An 18435-nucleotide genomic window follows, 5' to 3' on the forward strand; every position below is an offset into this window, starting at 1 on the left:
TTGATCATGTCAGTTTTTAGCCAGTTCCCACAGAAAAGGATGCGCCGCATGCGCCGCGATGAGTTCTCACGCCGCCTGATGCGGGAGAACCACTTGCGCCCGGACGACCTTATATATCCGGTATTTGTACTGGACGGAAAGAAACAGGAGGAAACGGTAGCCTCAATGCCGGGAGTGGTGCGGCAAAGTCTGGATCTGCTCATGTACCGTGCGGAAAAGTGCTTGCAACTCGGTATACCGGCGATGGCTATTTTCCCCGTTATAGAGCCTGGCCTGAAGAGCCTCACCGCCGCCGAGGCGGTCAATCCAATGGGACTCGTGCCCCGCATTGTGAGCGAACTGAAGAAGCGTTTTCCCGAACTCGGTATTATCACCGACGTGGCACTCGATCCCTACACCAGTCATGGTCAGGATGGCTTGATTGATGCCAATGGCTATGTAATGAACGAGGAAACTGTGGCGGTATTGGCTCAGCAGGCGTTGATGCATGCTCAGGCCGGTGCTGACGTTGTTGCGCCATCAGACATGATGGACGGGCGCATCGGTGCGATCCGATCTGCGCTTGAAAGCCGGAAGTGCATTCAAACCCGCATTCTTGCTTATTCGGCAAAATATGCTTCCAGTTTCTATGGCCCGTTTCGCGATGCGGTGGGCTCGGCCGCCAACCTGGGTACGGGAAATAAATACACCTATCAGATGGATCCGGCCAATTCAGATGAGGCGCTATGGGAAGTCGGATTGGATCTGGAAGAAGGCGCCGATATGGTGATGGTAAAACCCGGCTTGCCCTATCTCGATATTGTCCGGCGAGTCAAGGACCGATTCGGTGCACCCACCTTTGTTTACCAGGTCAGCGGAGAATACGCCATGCTTAAGGCTGCCGCGCAAAATGGCTGGCTGGATGAGAAAACCTGCGTTCTGGAAGCCATGCTGGCTTTCAAGCGAGCGGGCGCAGACGGTATCCTGACCTACTATGCGATGGATGTGGCGGAATGGCTAAAGCAGAGAGAGTAAATAGCGAGGGAAAAACCGGTAATTTGCAAGTGTGCCGCAATGCCTGGGTTTAGCCTAATCCGGTAGCAGCGGACTCATCTAAAAATGAGCGGTCAACCGCCGGGTCTAATGAGCGAGGAATTCCCTGATTACGTCCTCCGCAGATTTGATCGCCTCGTCCACCCCCTTCACACTATCCGCTTCGGGCGGCAATTGCTCCTCCAGAAAATACTCCGTCATCGTACCCCCCGCGTCTCTTAAGCCAGTCGCGGGATTGATTTTAACCGCCGTAATGCCTGGTGGGGGCGTATAAGCCGCCATTGGCACACCTTTTAACGCCTTGCCCATATAATTCATCCATATGGGCAGAGCGGCCTGGCTCCCCGTTTCTTTATTACCCAGCGATCTGGGCGTATCGAAGCCAATCCAGGCAATTGCGACCAGATCGGCCTGATAACCACAAAACCAGGCGTCAACGTGATTGTTGGTCGTGCCTGTTTTGCCAGCCAGATCGGTGCGGTTCAACTGTTTTGCTTTGGTCGCCGTACCTCGCTGAATCACATCCTGCATCATGCTGGTCATAAGAAAAGCGTTGCGCGGATCGATGATCTGTTTTGCCTTTTCCGCCGCCAACGCCGGTTCCGATTGCTCCAGAATATTGCCTTTCACATCCTCGATGCGCTTAATAAAATAGGGAGATACACGGAAACCCCCATTGGCGAATGCCGCATATCCCACCGCCATTTGCATCGGTGTGACCGATCCGGCGCCCAATGCCATCGGCAAATAGGGAGGATGCTGTTTGGGATCGAAGCCAAAGCGGGCGACATAATCCTGTGCGTACTGGGTACCGATTGCCTGAAGAATACGAATCGACACCAGATTCTTGGATTTGGCAAGCCCTTCACGCATACGCAATGGACCCTCGAAATTGCCATCGAAATTTCTCGGTTCCCAATCCTCGCTTCCTGTTTCCGCAGCGGTAAAAAAGAGTGGCGCATCATTAATGACGGTTGCAGGCGTAAAACCCTTCTCAAGAGAGGCGGAATAAACGAACGGTTTGAAGCTGGAACCCGGTTGGCGCCAAGCTTGCGTGACGTGGTTGAATTGATTTCGATTGAAGTCAAACCCGCCTACCATGGCGTGAATCGCCCCATCTCGCGAATTTATTGAAACCAGCGAGGCCTCAACCTGAGGGAGTTGTACAATTTGCCATGTACCCTTTTCATTCTTCCATATACGGATTAACGACCCTCGGCGGATATGCTGCTGGTTGGGGCCAGCTTTGCTGGTAAGAAATTTTTGTGCGAACTTGAGGCCATCGCCGGTAATCTCGATGATTTCTCCACCCCTGCGGTATACCTTGACGAATTTTGGGTCAGCGGCCAGTGCCACGGCAGCATGAATATCACCGCTGTCGGATACTTCCTGGAGTGCATCTTCCAGTATTTCCTCCCGGTCAGAGCTATTTTTGGTTAGATCAATAACCGCCTCGGGGCCGCGGTAGCCGTGACGCCTGTCATAATCCATCACGCCTAGACGCACTGCTTTATTGGCTGCTTCCTGATCCAGTTTTTTTACCGTCGTATAGACTCTGTAACCTTTGGTGTAGGCATCATCCTTGTAACGTTCGTACACTGCCTGGCGTGCCATCTCCGCCACATAATCGGCGCGCATGGTGAATTCTTGTGATTCGCGCTTGACATGCATCGGCTGTTTTTCCGCTTCTTTAAATTCCTGATTGGAGATATAGCTTAAGTCGTGCATGCGCCGGAGTACATAAAGTTGGCGCGCTTTGGCGCGCTTGATGTTGACCACCGGATTGAAGCGTGAGGGTGCTTTGGGAAGACCCGCAAGCATAGCCGCTTCAGCAAGGCTGATATCATTCAGGGGCTTGCCAAAATAGACCTGTGCCGCGGCAGCGAAACCGTAGGCACGTTGCCCGAGATAGATCTGGTTGAAGTAAAGTTCAAGGATTTCATCCTTACTTAAACTGTGTTCGATCTTGAATGCAAGTAAAGCCTCGCTGAATTTCCGGGTCAGTGTTTTTTCCTTAGTCAGGAAAAAATTCCGCGCGACTTGCATGGTAATGGTGCTGGCTCCCTGGCGTACACCGCCGGAAGTGAAGTTGGAATAGGCGGCGCGCAGTATACCAATGTAGTCAACCCCGCCATGCTGATAGAACCGGTCGTCCTCGGCAGCCAGGATCGCCTGTTTCAGCCGCTTTGGCGCCGTACTGATTTTAACCACCTGGCGGCGCTCTTCGCCAAATTCTCCGATCAGGAGACCTTCGTCACTGTAGACGCGTAAGGGAATTTTTGGGCGGTAGTCGGTTAATGCTTCAAGCGAGGGAAGTGTGGGGATGGTAACCAGCGCCGCAAAACCCACTAGTAGAACACCAAGCAGACCCACCGCAAAAAATGCGGCGATCAGATAAACCCACCAGCGGGTTAGCATGTGGGCTGAACGTTGAAGAGGAGCGTCAAAATAAACATTCGCAATTATCCCAGATAATCTATTAGGCGGCTCTCTGAGCCTACCCGAGTGCTGGCTGCCGGTTTGCGGCAATTTTCGCCGCCGTTCTTGCCACTGGCGCGGCGTCCATAGATCAGGCTATGAACTTCTCGCAACCGGCAAAATCGTCTCGCAACCTGCCTCGTCATCATCTCGCGTCCTGATGGATTATCTGGAATTATAAGGAGCTGATTTCAATCCTGATGTAAAAAAATGGTGAGACTAAGTATAAGGGTCGAAAGCAACCAGCGGAATTGAAATCCTATTTCTGCTGTGTCCTATCACAGTGAACGCATACAATTATAAAGTAATCGCTGAAAATAATACGTCACATATGGTTTTGACCGCTAAAAGTTTAGAATCCGGTCTATGTTGATTGCTTATGACGTCAAGGAAAACACGGTAGGGTTTTTAGTTAAGGCCACCAGTACGATATAAAGAAATACGACCTGAGCAGCGATCCAGGCGGAAATTTTCGCTTTGCGGGTTTTCCCGAATCTCAACGCCATCATGCCGAGGCCGATATAAAGCAGCAGACCCGCGATCTTGGCGCTGAGCCATGAGTTATTTACCGGGTCCTGGTCAATCATGATAGCCAGCGCAATGGCACTCGTCAGCAGCACGGTATCCACTATGTGCGGCGTGATTTTTACCCAGCGCTGTTGCAATGCGGCGGATCCCCGCATCATCCACACGCCACGCAAGGAAAACAGCAGATAGCTGATCACAATGCTGGTGACATGAATCATTTTTAATGCCGCATAGCTCATACCTACTCCCCGCGCAGCATCCAGCCGTGGCTACCTGCCACCGCCCCAGCGACAGCGATCAGACTCAAGCTTAGCATTACCCAATGCATACGCCGCATTCGCGCCAAAATCTTTTCCGAGTCATGCTCCGAGGTATTTTTAATCCGCCGGCGCAGTACAAAGGGCTCCACCACGAATAGCATCAACGTAAACATTAGCCATACCAGGACCATGGCATGCATCCACCAGAAGCGCAATTCCGTGAAACGGCTCCATGCGTTGAGTATATGTACCATGTAGAAGCCGCTCAAGCCGACAAGTAGCGTGGTGAAGCGCGCCTGGGGAGCGAAGCGGCTTTCGACACGACTGAAAAACTCCGTTCGCTCGGACGCCGATTTCATTTGTGCCATGGCGGGAATCAATACAGTGGTGACCATCGCCACACCCCCGATCCATAACACTACTCCCAATACGTGGAGCACTCTGGCAAATGCGAAATCATCCATAACAGGTAATCCCCCTACGTTGCTCGTATGTACCGCGTATCGTGCTTGTAATGACACGCTCCCGCCTTGGACTCTGCTTTATTCACGGAATTCAATAGTGGCGATTGCATCAGCGCCGACCCGTCCGATAATCATCGTGCCGCCTGCTTCATCGCCTTTGTTATATGCATCGTTTCCACACCCATTGTGGTCACGCGCACGAGCAAATCGATCATGGCTTCCTGCGCATGGATGAGGAATTTCTGTTCGGCGTTGCGGACTTTGGCGTTGGCGCTATGCTTATTTTTATCGGACTGTTCATCAACATGCGCCGGTACGGTTCGGTTGCGACTGGATCAAATCAAGTAAAGTCCAATCAATCCAGTGCGTCGGCATTGAATGCGTCACAGGCGGCGAGGTCGGATTCGCCGCAGGGGGGAAGTTGTGCCGCCAGATCGCGCAAGGCGGTGCGAAGACCTTCCTCCAGAACCGGGTGGTAAAACGGAAGCCGCAGCAGGTCTTGCACCGTCAGCGAACGATCAATGGCCAGCGCCAACAGGTGTGCCATATGCTCGCCGGCGGGCGCGCACATCTCGGCACCGAGCAGCCGGCCGCTTTCCGGCTCCGCATAGAGGTGCATGATACCCTTGTTGCGCTGACCGGCGCGGGCACGGCCCTGGTGTTCGAAGCGCACTTCGCCCGATAGTGTCTTTTTGCCATTGAGCGCCTGGAAGCCGCTGCCTACTGTCGCGATACCGGGATCGGCAAAAACTATTGCAAGCGGTGTCCGGCGTGTAAAATAAACCGGAGTGGAGCGAGTGGCGTTGATCCCGGCTATGTGTCCTCCATCGGCCGCCTCGTGCAACAGGGGTATCTGCTGATTGGCGTCACCAGCCATGAAAACCGGCAGATCGGCCACTTGCATGGTGTGGGGATCAACCGGCGGCAAGCCTTGACCGTTCAGTTCCACACCCAGCGTCTCAAGCCCGATGCCGTTGATATTGGGGCGACGGCCCAAGGCGACAAGCACACAGTCGACGACAACTTCCGTAGCTCCTGATTTTACCCGCACACCGTTGCCTACAGCGTCCAGGTCAGCTTTCTCCCCCAGATACAAAGGAAATTCACGTCCCAAAAGCTCTCGCGCAACAGCATTGATTTGCGGATCGCTTAATCCGGCAATGGTGTTGTTTTCACCAAATGCCGTCACTTCCACGCCAAGCCGGGAAAGTGCTTGCGCCATCTCGACGCCGATGGGACCCATGCCGACCACCGCCATGCGTGAAGGCAAGGACTCCTGTTCGAACAATGTATCTGTAGTCAGTAATTGTTTGCCCAGCGTGCGCCAGGAGGCCGGTACGATCGGGCGCGATCCGGTGGCGATGATAATGTTGCGCGCCCGGAGTTCTCGTCCGTTTACCTCCAGTCTGCCAGCGTCAAGCAGGCGCGCACGGCCGGAAATGGCGCGCTTACCCAGGGTATCGGTAGCTTTTAGTGTACTGGCGACAAAATCGTCACGCAACCGGCGTACGCGTCGCAGCGCGGCGGCGATATCGAGTGTGAGACCGCCGGCGCCCCGGATACCGAATTCCTCGAAGGTGCCGCGATGGTGGAAGGCATTTGCCGCCTCGATGAGTAACTTGGAAGGCATGCAGCCCACCCGGGCGCAGATCGTTCCCCATGGCCCGTCGTTGATGAGGGCAAAATTATGGGTGCGCTTTTTCACTTCCCGCAGGGCAGCAAGCCCTGCAGTACCGCCACCGATAATGATGACATCGAATATTTCACTCATGGTGATTTCTCCGGTAGTGAGGTTTTATGTCGAAAGATCTGATCCAGGTTTCCAGAAATTCACAATTTCTGTCAGGATTGAGCCTGACAGGGTCAGGTTCTCAGTCGGTCATGGTGGGATTGGTTTTGCTGATCCGGGCGAAAGTTTTTCCATGGGAGTTCTTCTTTAGTTCAGCCTGAATGGGGCGGCTGATCGCTCATTTTCACTCAATTTGTTAAGCTCGGTACCATGACTTCCAAAAACTTTTTGCGACATTTGACTTCACCCTTTTTGTGAGTTCGCTGCGGGCGGATTGCATGGTCTTTGCGCACACGGCTACGTTGTTCCCCGCCTTGGAAGTGCCCCCGGAGGCGCCCCCCGGAGGCGTCGTATGCAGGGCTCCGCGAAGCGGGGTCGAGTAGCATTGGGGATGCCGTGACCGCGCTCAGGTTCCATGGACGCTCGCTACGGGTTACACCTTCTTCCGAAAGGCGCTGCTTCGCCCGTACATTATTCCGCGTTATTCGTCTTGCCTGCACCCAAAACGCTGTCCGCCTAGTTCAGCTTCCGGTAATGCCCTTTACTCGGTCTGGCCGGAGAATGCGGCATCCGGCTCACTGGCGGGACTGGCGGGGGATACTTTATTTTTCATGCCTGCAGCTTCCGGCACGTATGGTTCGGATTTGGGTCGTGAGGCGAGCCACTCACGAGAAATCTTTTGTGCCTGCGCAAGTTGCTTGGCGCTGAGAGATCTCATAACCTCATCCCGAGCCGTCACAGCCTGCTGGATGCCGGCTGCGGCCGCAAGATTCAGCCACATGTAGCTCTTTACCGGATCAATAGCGAAACCATGGCCGGTACGATAAATCAGGCCCAGCTCATACTGTGCAAGCGCATAGCCTTGTTCTGCAGCCAATTTAAGCCATCTGGCAGCTTCGTCGAAATCCTGCAGGGCACCATTCCCGGTGAGATATAACAACCCAAGTTTGTATTGCGCATCGCTATCTCCCTTTTCCGCGTTTTCCTGATACAACCGCACTCTGAAATAGTGATCATCGGCAAGCTTCTGTGCACTGGACGTTGCCGGCTGTGCGTCAGGGATTATTTTACGGTCAGAGGACTTGTTGTTATCGGTATTCCTTGCGTCCTGTTGTGTCAAGGGATCGCGATAAAGTTTAGCAGCTTCAGAAACGGCAGGCTGCTCCGATTCAGTTTCCGTCGCGATGTACCCATCAGCCATATTGGCTGATATGATCAACCAAACCGCACCAATAAACAGTCCGCTTATCGCCAGGGTTGCCCCCGCTGCGATATACGCATTGGGGTTTCGCACCCAGAAGCGTTCTTTGCATTCGCGGCAGCGCATGGGTTTGAGAAACAATCTTTCCAGGGTTCGTTCACCTGGACGCACACGAGAGCTGTGCGTCTTCTCGCTTCCGCACTTAATGCATTTCGCGTACATAATATCTCTTGTTGTTCTACGGTTATGCTCGAAAATGACAGATATTGCTTAACTTTCCATACAGTCTAGGTATTGACCTGCCGGGCGTCAACCCGGCGAGGAAACGCCTGGTGCCTTGAGGGTGCCAGGCGCTGTCCTGAAATTCTATCAATCCTTTCGAAGATAAGATCAAAATTGGGTGTCGTCGCAGGGGCACCGCTTATTGTTGAAGTGCTATTTAGGATTCGATTGCCAAAGAAGAAGTCAGCGGTTAGCAACGGCGATGCGATATCGGTTAGATCCCGGCGCCTCCGTCGAATACCTCATTGCGTATCTGCGCCTGTGAGATGTTACTGCCAGGAGGAACGCTGCGCGTGAGCCAGACGTTGCCGCCGATGGTCGAGCCACGGCCGATGGTAATGCGGCCCAGAATGGTGGCGCCAGCATAGATGACCACATCATCTTCGACAATGGGATGCCGTAGATTGCCCTTTACCAGTGAGCCATGTTCATCGACTGGAAAGCGCTTGGCGCCGAGAGTCACCGCCTGATATAGCCGTACGTGTTCGCCAATGATGGCGGTTTCACCGATGACGACGCCGGTGCCATGGTCAATGAAAAAACTGCCGCCAATCTGCGCACCTGGATGGATCTCGATGCCGGTGGCGGAATGAGCGATCTCGGAAATCATGCGAGCAATCAATGGCGCGCCAAGAGAGTGCAATTCATGGGCGAGCCGATAATGCGTGATAGCGGTAAATCCGGGATAGCAAACCAGTATTTCGTCGATGCTTCGTGCGGCCGGATCCCCCTCGTAAGCTGCCTGAATATCGCTCTCTAGCAAACTGCGTATATGCGGCAACCGTTCGGCAAACGCCTGGGTAATGGCGGCGGCCTGCTCGCGATCCGCATTGCTTGTAGCGTCGAGACCGGATGCAAAGCGCAGTTCACGGCGCACTTGCACCAGTAAATCCCGGAGTGTCACATCCAGCATGTGACCAACGTAATAATCGACACTCTGATTAGTGAGTTCCGGCAAGCCAAGGCGGTGAGGAAACAGCACGGCGCTCAATCCATCCGCGATGCCAACCAGTACCTTGCGGGAAGGAAGCTTGGGTGGTCTATCCCGTCTTTGCCGGTTTTCCAGCGATTTCTCACGTAGGGTGCGTAACTCGGCCACAACCGTGTCAATTTCCAAACCTGTCCCTTTCAATGATGAGTGCTCCGTTTTTTTGAACTCTGCCATTATGCCGTCAGCCCTCGCGTATCAAACACATCCTCGAAGAGGATGGAGCTCAGGTAACGTTCTCCGGAATCCGGCAGGATAACGACGATCGTTTTACCCAAATTTTCTGGACGCTGGGCATAGCGTGCCGCAACCGCTACAGCGGCGCCGCACGAAACTCCGGAAATAATGCCTTCCTCACGTGCAAGGCGGCGCGCGTAGTGTATGGCTTCCTCATTGCTGACCTGCTCGATTTCATCCACTAGCGAGAGTTCCACGTTTTCCGGGACAAAGCCCGCTCCAATTCCAGGAATCTTGTGCGGTCCGGGCTTGAGCGGTTCACCGGCGCGTTGCTGGGTGAGTACCGGGCTGGCGGATGGCTCGACCGCGACCGAAATGATTGCTTTTCCCCTTGTCTTTTTGATGTAGCGTGAAACACCGGTTATGGTACCGCCTGTGCCTACACCGGAAACAAAAATATCAACGGCGCCATCGGTGTCGTTCCAGATTTCCGGTCCAGTGGTTCGCTCATGGATGGCCGGATTGGCGGGGTTGGTGAATTGCTGAAGTAACACGAACCGGCTGGGATCGGAGGCGACAATTTCCTCAGCTTTCGCTACAGCGCCTTTCATACCGCGCGCACCTTCCGTCAGGATCAGTTTTGCGCCATAAGCGGCGAGCAGTTTGCGACGTTCCAGGCTCATGGTTTCCGGCATGGTCAAGGTCAGTGGCAGGCCGCGCGCGGCAGCAACGAATGCCAGTGCAATACCGGTGTTACCGCTGGTCGGCTCCACCAGTTCTTTTCCAGGACCGAGCAGTTCACGAGCTTCCGCATCCTCGATCATTGCCGTCCCGATGCGGCATTTTACGGAATAAGCAGGGTTACGTCCTTCGATCTTGGCCAGCACCGTCGCCGGGGCGCCATCGGTGATGCGGTTAAGCCGGATCAGTGGCGTGTGTCCGATGGATTGCGAGTTATCTTTGAACCAATGTGGCATTTTGAGACTTCCTTCAGTACGGGTTGCCGAGTTTTGCCCAGTCAATTTTTCGCTTCGATTCTTCAAGTCCGACAGGCTTTAGCAACCGGAAAAGGGAAAACCGGGGAAACCTTCCAGAGTTGATTATAATAGCGAACTTTCTTGTCAGGTTTCTGCCTTCTTTCAGCAGGCTTTCGGCCAACATACGGTTTTATTCAAACTTGGTGCGGATAACGATACCGCGATATTGGAAACCAGAAGTGAGCCTGCATTGTATGTACGGAATCTAAAAAGGAAGTAGCTGACAAATGTCAAACACAGAATCTTCTGGCGGTAGATGATCTTACCCGCGAAGCATGATATGAAGTTTCTTGATCTCCCGGTGGTTAAGTCCGCTGAAGGCGTGGTGCGCCTGCCTGGCTCCAAGAGCATTTCCAATCGTATTCTGCTGCTTGCCGCGCTGGCAAATGGCGTGACCCATATACGTAATTTGCTTGCCTCCGATGATACGGCACGGATGCTGGATGCACTGCAGACCTTGGGCGTAACCATCGTTCAGATCGATGGGAGTGATTATCGTGTCCAAGGTATCGGTGGACAGCTTCCCTTGCGTTTCCCGGTCAATGAGGCGGATTTATTTCTGGGTAATGCAGGCACGGTTTTCCGTCCATTGACCGCCGTACTGGCGCTGGCACAGGGATGTTACCGGTTATCGGGCACATCGCGCATGCATGAGCGGCCCATCGGAGATCTGGTGGATGCATTACGTCAGGTGGGTGCGGAGATCACTTATCTCGGTGAAGAAGGTTTTCCACCACTGCAAATCCAACCGGCCCGGATTCGGATTAGCGCGATAACCGTTAAGGGCGATGTATCCAGTCAGTTTCTGACCGGGTTGCTGATGGCATTGCCCCTGTTTGCGCCGGTTAAGGGTGAAACACCGGCGATAACGGTGAAGGGAGAGTTGATCTCGCGGCCTTATATCGAACTGACCATTGCCCTGATGGGTCGTTTCGGCGTACATGTTGAGCATGAAGAATGGCGCCATTTCTCACTGACTGGAGGACAGCGCTATTGCAGTCCGGGGGAAATATTTGTTGAAGGGGATGCCTCCTCCGCTTCATATTTTCTCGCCGCGGGTGTTGTCGGTACCGGCCCGGTAAGAGTGGAAGGAATAGGACATGGAAGCCTTCAGGGGGATATCCGTTTTGCTGAAGCCCTGGAAAAAATGGGAGCCTGTATCAGGCGGGGATACGATTGGATTGAGGCTGGTGCACCGGAATCCGGTGATCTGCGGGCGATTGATCTTGACTGTAATCATATTCCCGATGCCGCCATGACGCTTGCAGTAGTGGCGTTGTTCGCAAAGGGTACCACCACGCTTCGGAATATCGCCAGTTGGCGGGTGAAGGAAACCGACCGTCTTGCGGCAATGGCGCGAGAGCTTCGCAAATTCGGTGCCGTGGTGGAGGAGGGGCCGGATTTTCTGCGCGTCACGCCGCCGCCGGATGGGAATCTTGCCGCGCACGCGATCGTTGATACGTATGACGATCACCGTATGGCCATGTGCTTCTCGTTGGCATCACTGGGTGTTCCGCTGCGGATAAACGACCCCGGCTGCGTAACCAAGACATTTCCCGATTATTTCGAAAAATTCGCGGCAATAGTCAGAGCCTGACTTGGGTAGACAAATGGAAATGGAAACTTTATCGAGGTTCTTTTATGGTTATTAATGACATCCCGGTTATCGCGATTGATGGTCCTTCCGCGTCCGGCAAGGGCACGGTTGCGCAACGCGTTGCGGGGAAGCTTGGGTTCCATTATCTCGACAGCGGCGCGCTTTATCGTTTGGTGGCATTGTCAGCAATGCGATCGGACGCCGACCTGGCGGATGAGCATGTTCTGAGCGATATTGCCGCCCGGCTCGATGTTGTTTTTGAAGATGCGGAAATCTGGCTGGAGAGCGAAAATGTTACCGATGCGATCCGCGCGGAAGCATGCAGCAACGCGGCCTCCAGAATTGCCGCTTATCCGCGGGTTAGAGTGGCGCTTTTGGAGCGGCAGCGCGCATTTCGCCAGTTTCCCGGCCTGGTGGCGGATGGCCGCGACATGGGCTCCGTGGTGTTTCCTGATGCCGCTCTCAAAATATTTCTTACCGCGAGTGCGGAAATACGCGCACAGCGGCGGTATAAACAGTTGATGGAAAAAGGGATAGATGCTAATATCTCCACCCTTTTGCAGGATCTGCGGGAGCGCGACGCGCGTGACAGCGGTCGTAGTGTGGCGCCCTTGCAACAGGGTGAGGGTACAAGTTTATTGGATACGACTTCGCTCGATATCGAACAGGCGGTGGATTGTATACTCAGGCAATACGCTGAAATTTAAGCGGAGAGGTGCCTCTGGAAATTCCAGGATTTCGGGAAAGCTCAAGCTCACTGCCAGTTCGTTCATAAAATAATTGGGTTCAATAAGTTTGGGACCGAACCGGCGCAGAAGACTGGAGTAAGCCGGCAAATAAAATATAAAAGCTGACGCAGCAACATCCTGAGATATAACGGAATTGTTATTGTAGTAATGATATTTGCACAAAATCAGGATTTTTAGTGTATCAAAGGAAACATAGTTCTCGATAGTCGACCCGGTGCTGCCGCATCACCCTCTTTGATAAACGGCAAGAGAGTGGATTTTGCATTCAGGCAGTTATTATTAACCTACTTACCCCGTCAAATTCTTGTTTGACGGGATCTCAAATCAGGTATTTTTTATAATGGCCATCGCTTCCTCCGCTACAGATTCCCCCGAAAGTTTTGCGGCGCTATTTGAAGAAAGTCTTTCCCGCCAGGAGATGCGGGTCGGTGAAGTCATCACCGCCGAGGTTGTCCGGGTTGACTACAATATCGTTGTCGTGAACGCCGGGCTCAAATCGGAAAGTTTTATTCCTGTTGAAGAATTCAAGAATGACAAAGGCGAAATCGAAGTTAAACCTGGTGATTTCGTTAGTGTTGCAATCGAAGCGCTTGAAGATGGATATGGCGAGACCCGCCTGTCGCGCGACAAGGCCAAGCGCCTGACGGCCTGGCATGACCTGGAAGCCGCCATGGAAAGTGGCGCTATTGTATGCGGCCTGGTAAGCGGTAAAGTCAAGGGTGGCCTGACCGCCATGATTAATGGCATCCGCGCTTTTCTGCCGGGATCGCTGGTGGATATCCGGCCGGTCAAAGACACCACGCCGTACGAAAACAAGGAAATGGAATTCAAGGTTATCAAACTTGACCGCAAGCGGAACAATGTAGTGGTATCGCGTCGCGCGGTTCTGGAAGAAAGCCAGGGTGCGGATCGTCAGTCGTTGCTCGCAAATCTGGCGGAAGGCGCAGTGGTCAAAGGTATTGTCAAGAATATTACCGATTACGGCGCGTTCGTGGATCTGGGCGGTATAGATGGCCTGTTGTATATCACGGATCTTGCATGGCGGCGGGTGAAACATCCATCCGAAGTCATCAATGTCGGCGATGAGGTAACCGCCAAGGTGCTCAAATTTGATCAGGAGAAAAACCGCGTTTCACTGGGTATGAAGCAGTTGAGCGAAGATCCATGGGTCGGGCTCTCCCGGCGTTATCCGCAAAATACCCGTCTATTCGGCAAAGTCAGTAATCTGACGGATTATGGCGCGTTTGTTGAAATCGAACAGGGTATTGAAGGGCTGGTGCATGTGTCTGAAATGGATTGGACCAACAAGAATGTGTATCCATCCAAGGTGGTGCAACTGGGTGACGAAGTCGAAGTGATGATTCTTGAAATCGACGAGGAACGCAGACGTATTTCGCTGGGTATGAAGCAATGCAAGGTGAATCCTTGGGATGACTTTGCCATGAATCATCAAAAAAGCGATAAAGTGCGCGGGCAAATTAAATCCATTACGGATTTTGGCGTGTTCATCGGATTGCAAGGCGGTATAGATGGATTAGTGCATTTGTCCGACCTGTCGTGGAATCAGCCTGGCGAAGAGGCGGTACGTAATTACAAGAAAGGCGATGAGGTTGAGGCGATGGTACTGTCTATTGATGTCGAACGCGAACGTATTTCGCTGGGTATCAAGCAGATGGAAGGTGATCCATTCAACAGCTTTGTCTCGGTAAATGACAAGAACAGTATCGTCAAGGGTACCGTCAAGTCAATTGATGCCAAGGGTGCGGTGATCGCGCTGGAAAACGATGTGGAAGGTTATCTGCGCGCATCGGAAGTATCACGTGACCGGGTTGAGGATATTCGTACCCACTTGAAAGAGGGCGATACGGTTGAGGCGATGATTATTAATGTTGATCGCAAGAACCGGGGTATTAATCTTTCCATCAAGGCCAAGGACATGTCGGAGGAATCCGATGCCATGCAGAAAGTTACCAGCGACAGCTCCGTCAATGCCGGAACCACCAGTCTGGGTGCACTGCTTAAAGCCAAGATGGATGTCAAAAATACTGAACAATAGGGATTGCCCATGACAAAGTCCGAATTGATCTCAAAGCTTGCAGCCCGTTATCCGCAGTTAGTGGCGAAGGATGCCGAGCTTGCGGTCAAGGTGATACTTGATGCCATGGCCAAGAGTCTGTCACAGGGGCAGCGCATTGAAATTCGTGGATTTGGCAGCTTCGATCTGAACTATCGGCCGCCACGTATCGGACGCAACCCGAAATCCGGAGAAAAAGTGCGTGTTCCGGAGAAGTATGTTCCTCATTTCAAGGCAGGGAAGGAAATGCGTGAGCGGGTCGATCACAAGAACTAAAAATCGTAAGATGTAGATGCGTATAATGGCGGCAGGTCGCGAGACCTGCCGCTTTTTTTAGACTTGCTGCGGGGATTTAGGATTAGGATCATGCGTTATCTGATATGGTTCCTGCGTATTGTTCTGTTTCTATTGCTGCTTGGCTTTGCCGTAAGAAATGCTGAAACGGTGACGCTGCGTTATTATTTTGGCTACGAATGGCAGGCGTCCCTTGTGCTGGTAATATTATTATTTTTTGCTCTCGGGATGGCCATCGGTATTCTGCCCTGCCTCGGTAAGATATCCAGGCAAAGACGGGAAATTGCGGCATTCAGGAAAAAATATCCCTCGCTGGATGAGCATGGATAAACACGGAACACTGACTCGTAATTTAGTGAGTAACAGCGTTGATCGCACGGGTGATCCTCGCATTATCGTTGCGCTGGATTTTCCTGACGCAAAACAGGCGCTGGCTCTTACGGACAGGCTTGAACCGGGATCGTGCCGGGTAAAGGTGGGCAAGGAGCTTTTTACCGCCGCCGGGCCACGGGTGGTGGCTGAAATAATGAGTAAAGGTTTCGAAGTTTTCCTGGATTTGAAATTTCACGATATTCCAAGCACCGTGGCAAATGCATGCAAGGCCGCGGCAGGCCTGGGAGTATGGATGATGAACATCCACGCTCTGGGTGGAAGAAGAATGCTATCCGCTGCCCGGCAGGCGGTACCAACGGGAACGGCCAAGCTTATCGCTGTGACTCTGCTTACCAGCATGGAGCGCAGTGACCTGAATGAGATCGGCTTGAATGGGGATCCACAGGATGTCGTACAGCGGCTGGCGCTGCTGGCAAATGATTGCGGACTGGATGGAGTCGTATGCTCCGCCCAGGAAGCGCCGCGGCTCAGGCAAATCACGAGCAGGAGTTTTTGTCTGGTCACTCCGGGAATCCGTCCTATCGATGCTTCCATGGATGAGCAGAAACGGGTAGCAACGCCGCGGCAGGCGGTCGACAACGGCGCGGATTACCTGGTTATCGGCAGGCCCATCACGCAGTCGGCAGACCCGGTATCCATGTTACGGCAATTGAATCATGAAATTGAGGGAAGGACCGGGTTCAAAATTTAGCAGTCCGCCGAGCTTGAAGAAGATCGGCTGCAAAAGCTAGGATCTGTTCATATTTCACCGCTACTGGCTTTCAAGATCGTCAAAAATCTGTTCTCGCCCAGTTACCTTTCCGTTTCGACCCTTCAGGTCCGACAGGCTGCTAGCCGGGCAATAATACTGCGGATTGTAAATGATAGTAGTCTCAATGGGACCTGTTTTTTCTTCGAAAACGATCTCGGGTCTATCGGCTTCCGATTGCGTAATTTCCCATAGTATCGGGTAGTTAGGGGTAGTTGGCGTCCGCATATATTGTATTGACCCATCATCCCGTTGAGCGTAAAGTTAATAAGGGATGCTTGAAATTCAATTCTTCTAATTTCGAGCGTATCCCCATTCACCCATGCTGGAGGACAATACCATGCCCGATTATCACGTCCTTCCCGCACAGCGCCTGACGGGTGCTGTGCGGGTAACTCGCCCCGTTCCGCCAAAATCTGTCACGCTAACATCTCCTGCCCTTGATGTGATGACCGATCTGCGGCATATCCATGCTGCGGTAATCGAATTACATATGACGATGGAATCAGCAAACACATATATGATACAGCGCGGTATACGTTCCCTGCTGGTATTAGATCAGGATCAAGCCCTCAATGGTTTAATCACCGCAACCGATATTCTCGGTGAGAAGCCGCTCCGTTTTATTCAGGAGCGGAGAATGAAGCACAATGAGATTCTGGTTTCCGATATCATGACTCCGCTCGACCGGTTGGAAGCGATCCCCATTGAGGAAATTCACCACGCTCGGGTTGGCGATGTTATCGCCAGCCTGCTGGATACCGGCCGGCAACATACCCTGGTAATGGAGAATGACACTGATGGCAAGCCGGCGGTGTGTGGTATTTTTTCACTGACGCAAATCGAGAAGCAATTGGGTACCTCCATTCCATCCACGGAAGTTGCTAAAACGTTTACCGAGATCGAGACTACATTGATGCATTGATCGTGAGTGGGTATCGCATTTTCAAGGGGGTGCAGGTACGTGGTCAAGATGGATCTCTTTGGGTCAAATCTCCGCGGTTTGCGGCGTTGTAGACCGAACAAGCATGATGAGTAACAACCCGTTCCTTGGGGGCGGGTTGTTTATTTGACCCAATTTCGATTGAGATTCGATGCTTGCGGTTGCACGGACTTAATTTCGGATCTTGGCAATTGCCGAGGAATTTCTGAATAGATCCCCCAAGGCCTGGCCGTCAGTTCAATCCCTCCGAGAAGACCCGCCTCCTCGTTCTTATTATGTTCGGTGGGTAAATTCCACGCCATGGTTCAAATATATGAGTCCGTCTCTGACCGGCGCTCAATACACACTCCCAATTTCTTTACGCCGCGTATCGCACTGAGCTTCGCCACGCTGACCTTGACCCACGGCGATTTAAATTCTTTCAGGATAATTTGTGCGATGTGCTCAGCCAAGGCCTCCAGCAGAGAGAAATGTTTTTGTGACAAGGTTTCATTGATACGTTGGACAATAAAGGCGTAATCCAGCGCATCCTCGAAATTGTCTGTTTGGCAGGCCCGGCTCGTAGGCATCGCAACTTCCAGGTCGAGCTGGATGGTCTGCGCGATATTGCGTTCCCACGGATAAATGCCAATCAATGTTTTGACCTTGAGTTCCTGCAGGAAAATAATGTCCATTATCTAGGAGGGAATTAAAGCGCTTCCGGAACGTGTCGCGGAAGCAGGTTTTTCACGTAAAATCAGCCTGGGATTTTATTCTATTTGCAAAGATGACGCTAATGACATGACGTTGATGGTTCTTATACCACTGGCTTATTTGCTGGGATCCATCTCCTTTGGAGTGTTGGCGAGCTGGATATTTCAGTTGCCCGATCCTCGCATGTATGGCTCGAAGAACCCCGGAGCAACCAATGTTCTGCGCAGCGGGAAGAAAGCGGCGGCGGCATTCACGCTACTGGGCGATGCCGGCAAAGGCTGGGTGGCGGTGGCATGGGCGCAACATTTCATGCCTGCTGCCGGGGGGGATGATAAAGCGATTGCCGCAGTAGCGCTGGCGGTATTTTTGGGCCATATATTCCCGATATTCCTACGGTTCAAGGGAGGGAAAGGCGTAGCGACCGCCGTTGGCGTCTTATTGGGACTCAATCCGTGGATGGGGTTATCGGCCATTGCCATCTGGATTTTGGTCGCGGTAATCTGGCGCATGTCATCGCTGGCTGCTTTGGTCGCGGCGGGGCTTGCGCCGATTTATGCACTATTTTTTTTGGGTTTCGAAGCAAGCACTCTTGCCGTTCTTATCATGTCCCTGGTAATCATCTGGCGGCACAAGTCGAATATCGCGAGCCTGATTGCAGGCAAAGAAACCCGTATCGGTACGCGTGGTACCCCTTGACTGGGTATCCGG

General features: G+C 52.8%; 17 protein-coding genes. 9 read left to right on the top strand and 8 right to left on the bottom strand.

Translation table 11 applies throughout. From position 1 onward, the window contains the following. The first annotated feature begins 6 nt into the window (after positions 1–6). A complete protein-coding gene (hemB, locus tag BLO43_RS04680) occupies positions 7–1014 on the top strand; it encodes a porphobilinogen synthase (RefSeq protein ID WP_090906046.1) in 1008 nt (335 codons plus the stop codon). Between the two features lie 105 nt (positions 1015–1119). Here hemB and BLO43_RS04685 read toward each other — a convergent pair whose 3' ends face one another. The 7 genes from BLO43_RS04685 to cysK all read right to left on the bottom strand — a co-directional run bounded on the left by BLO43_RS04685 (position 1120) and on the right by cysK (position 10176). Continuing rightward, entirely contained in the window at positions 1120–3450 is a 2331-nt protein-coding gene (locus tag BLO43_RS04685; RefSeq protein WP_090906047.1) for a penicillin-binding protein 1A, read from the bottom strand. A 437-nt stretch (positions 3451–3887) separates the two neighbouring features. Continuing rightward, positions 3888–4277 (bottom strand): SirB2 family protein, encoded by a 390-nt coding sequence (locus BLO43_RS04690; RefSeq protein WP_090906048.1) that lies wholly within the window; start codon positions 4275–4277, stop codon positions 3888–3890. Positions 4278–4279: 2 nt separating this feature from the next. Next, positions 4280–4762, bottom strand: coding sequence for a hypothetical protein (locus tag BLO43_RS04695; RefSeq protein WP_090906049.1), 483 nt, complete (start codon positions 4760–4762; stop codon positions 4280–4282). A 355-nt stretch (positions 4763–5117) separates the two neighbouring features. Beyond that, positions 5118–6533 (bottom strand): dihydrolipoyl dehydrogenase, encoded by a 1416-nt coding sequence (locus BLO43_RS04700; protein WP_090906050.1) that lies wholly within the window; start codon positions 6531–6533, stop codon positions 5118–5120. Between the two features lie 559 nt (positions 6534–7092). Next, a complete protein-coding gene (locus BLO43_RS04705; RefSeq protein WP_254773332.1) occupies positions 7093–7974 on the bottom strand; it encodes a tetratricopeptide repeat protein in 882 nt (293 codons plus the stop codon). Positions 7975–8248: 274 nt separating this feature from the next. Further along, the gene (gene epsC / locus BLO43_RS04710; protein WP_090906051.1) at positions 8249–9199 is read right to left on the bottom strand and encodes a serine O-acetyltransferase EpsC; all 951 of its coding nucleotides are present in this window, start codon (positions 9197–9199) and stop codon (positions 8249–8251) included. Then, positions 9199–10176: a cysteine synthase A gene (gene cysK, locus BLO43_RS04715; RefSeq protein ID WP_090906052.1), complete on the bottom strand. Its 978-nt coding sequence runs from the start codon at positions 10174–10176 to the stop codon at positions 9199–9201. Before cysK ends, epsC begins: the two co-directional genes overlap by 1 nt. Positions 10177–10516: 340 nt before the next feature. Between cysK and aroA the strand changes: the two genes are divergently transcribed. The 7 genes from aroA to BLO43_RS04755 all read left to right on the top strand — a co-directional run bounded on the left by aroA (position 10517) and on the right by BLO43_RS04755 (position 17016). Beyond that, the gene (gene aroA / locus BLO43_RS04720; RefSeq protein WP_090906104.1) at positions 10517–11833 is read left to right on the top strand and encodes a 3-phosphoshikimate 1-carboxyvinyltransferase; all 1317 of its coding nucleotides are present in this window, start codon (positions 10517–10519) and stop codon (positions 11831–11833) included. A 44-nt stretch (positions 11834–11877) separates the two neighbouring features. After that, entirely contained in the window at positions 11878–12540 is a 663-nt protein-coding gene (cmk, locus tag BLO43_RS04725; RefSeq protein ID WP_090906053.1) for a (d)CMP kinase, read from the top strand. A 382-nt stretch (positions 12541–12922) separates the two neighbouring features. Then, positions 12923–14638: a 30S ribosomal protein S1 gene (gene rpsA / locus BLO43_RS04730; protein WP_090906054.1), complete on the top strand. Its 1716-nt coding sequence runs from the start codon at positions 12923–12925 to the stop codon at positions 14636–14638. A gap of 9 nt (positions 14639–14647) precedes the next feature. Continuing rightward, positions 14648–14932, top strand: a complete 285-nt coding sequence (locus BLO43_RS04735; RefSeq protein ID WP_090906055.1) for an integration host factor subunit beta — start codon at positions 14648–14650, stop codon at positions 14930–14932. 90 nt (positions 14933–15022) lie between these two features. After that, positions 15023–15280 carry a LapA family protein gene (locus tag BLO43_RS04740; RefSeq protein WP_090906056.1) on the top strand — a complete coding sequence of 86 codons (258 nt, stop codon included), beginning with the start codon at positions 15023–15025 and terminating at the stop codon, positions 15278–15280. Further along, positions 15273–16034, top strand: coding sequence for an orotidine-5'-phosphate decarboxylase (gene pyrF / locus BLO43_RS04745; protein ID WP_090906057.1), 762 nt, complete (start codon positions 15273–15275; stop codon positions 16032–16034). Before BLO43_RS04740 ends, pyrF begins: the two co-directional genes overlap by 8 nt. Before the next feature lie 397 nt (positions 16035–16431). After that, on the top strand, positions 16432–17016 hold the full coding sequence (locus BLO43_RS04755; protein ID WP_090906059.1) for a CBS domain-containing protein: 585 nt from the start codon (positions 16432–16434) through the stop codon (positions 17014–17016). 323 nt (positions 17017–17339) lie between these two features. Here the strand turns inward: BLO43_RS04755 and folB are convergent, their stop codons facing one another. Beyond that, positions 17340–17708 carry a dihydroneopterin aldolase gene (folB, locus tag BLO43_RS04760; RefSeq protein WP_074633837.1) on the bottom strand — a complete coding sequence of 123 codons (369 nt, stop codon included), beginning with the start codon at positions 17706–17708 and terminating at the stop codon, positions 17340–17342. A 106-nt stretch (positions 17709–17814) separates the two neighbouring features. On the opposite strand from folB, the gene plsY reads away from it, so the two are divergent. Continuing rightward, complete coding sequence (gene plsY / locus BLO43_RS04765; RefSeq protein WP_090906060.1) at positions 17815–18423, top strand: glycerol-3-phosphate 1-O-acyltransferase PlsY; 609 nt, start codon at positions 17815–17817, stop codon at positions 18421–18423. Positions 18424–18435: the final 12 nt, after the last annotated feature.

This window comes from Nitrosospira sp. Nsp13 (assembly GCF_900101945.1).
Classification (GTDB): Bacteria; Pseudomonadota; Gammaproteobacteria; order Burkholderiales; family Nitrosomonadaceae; genus Nitrosospira; species Nitrosospira multiformis_D.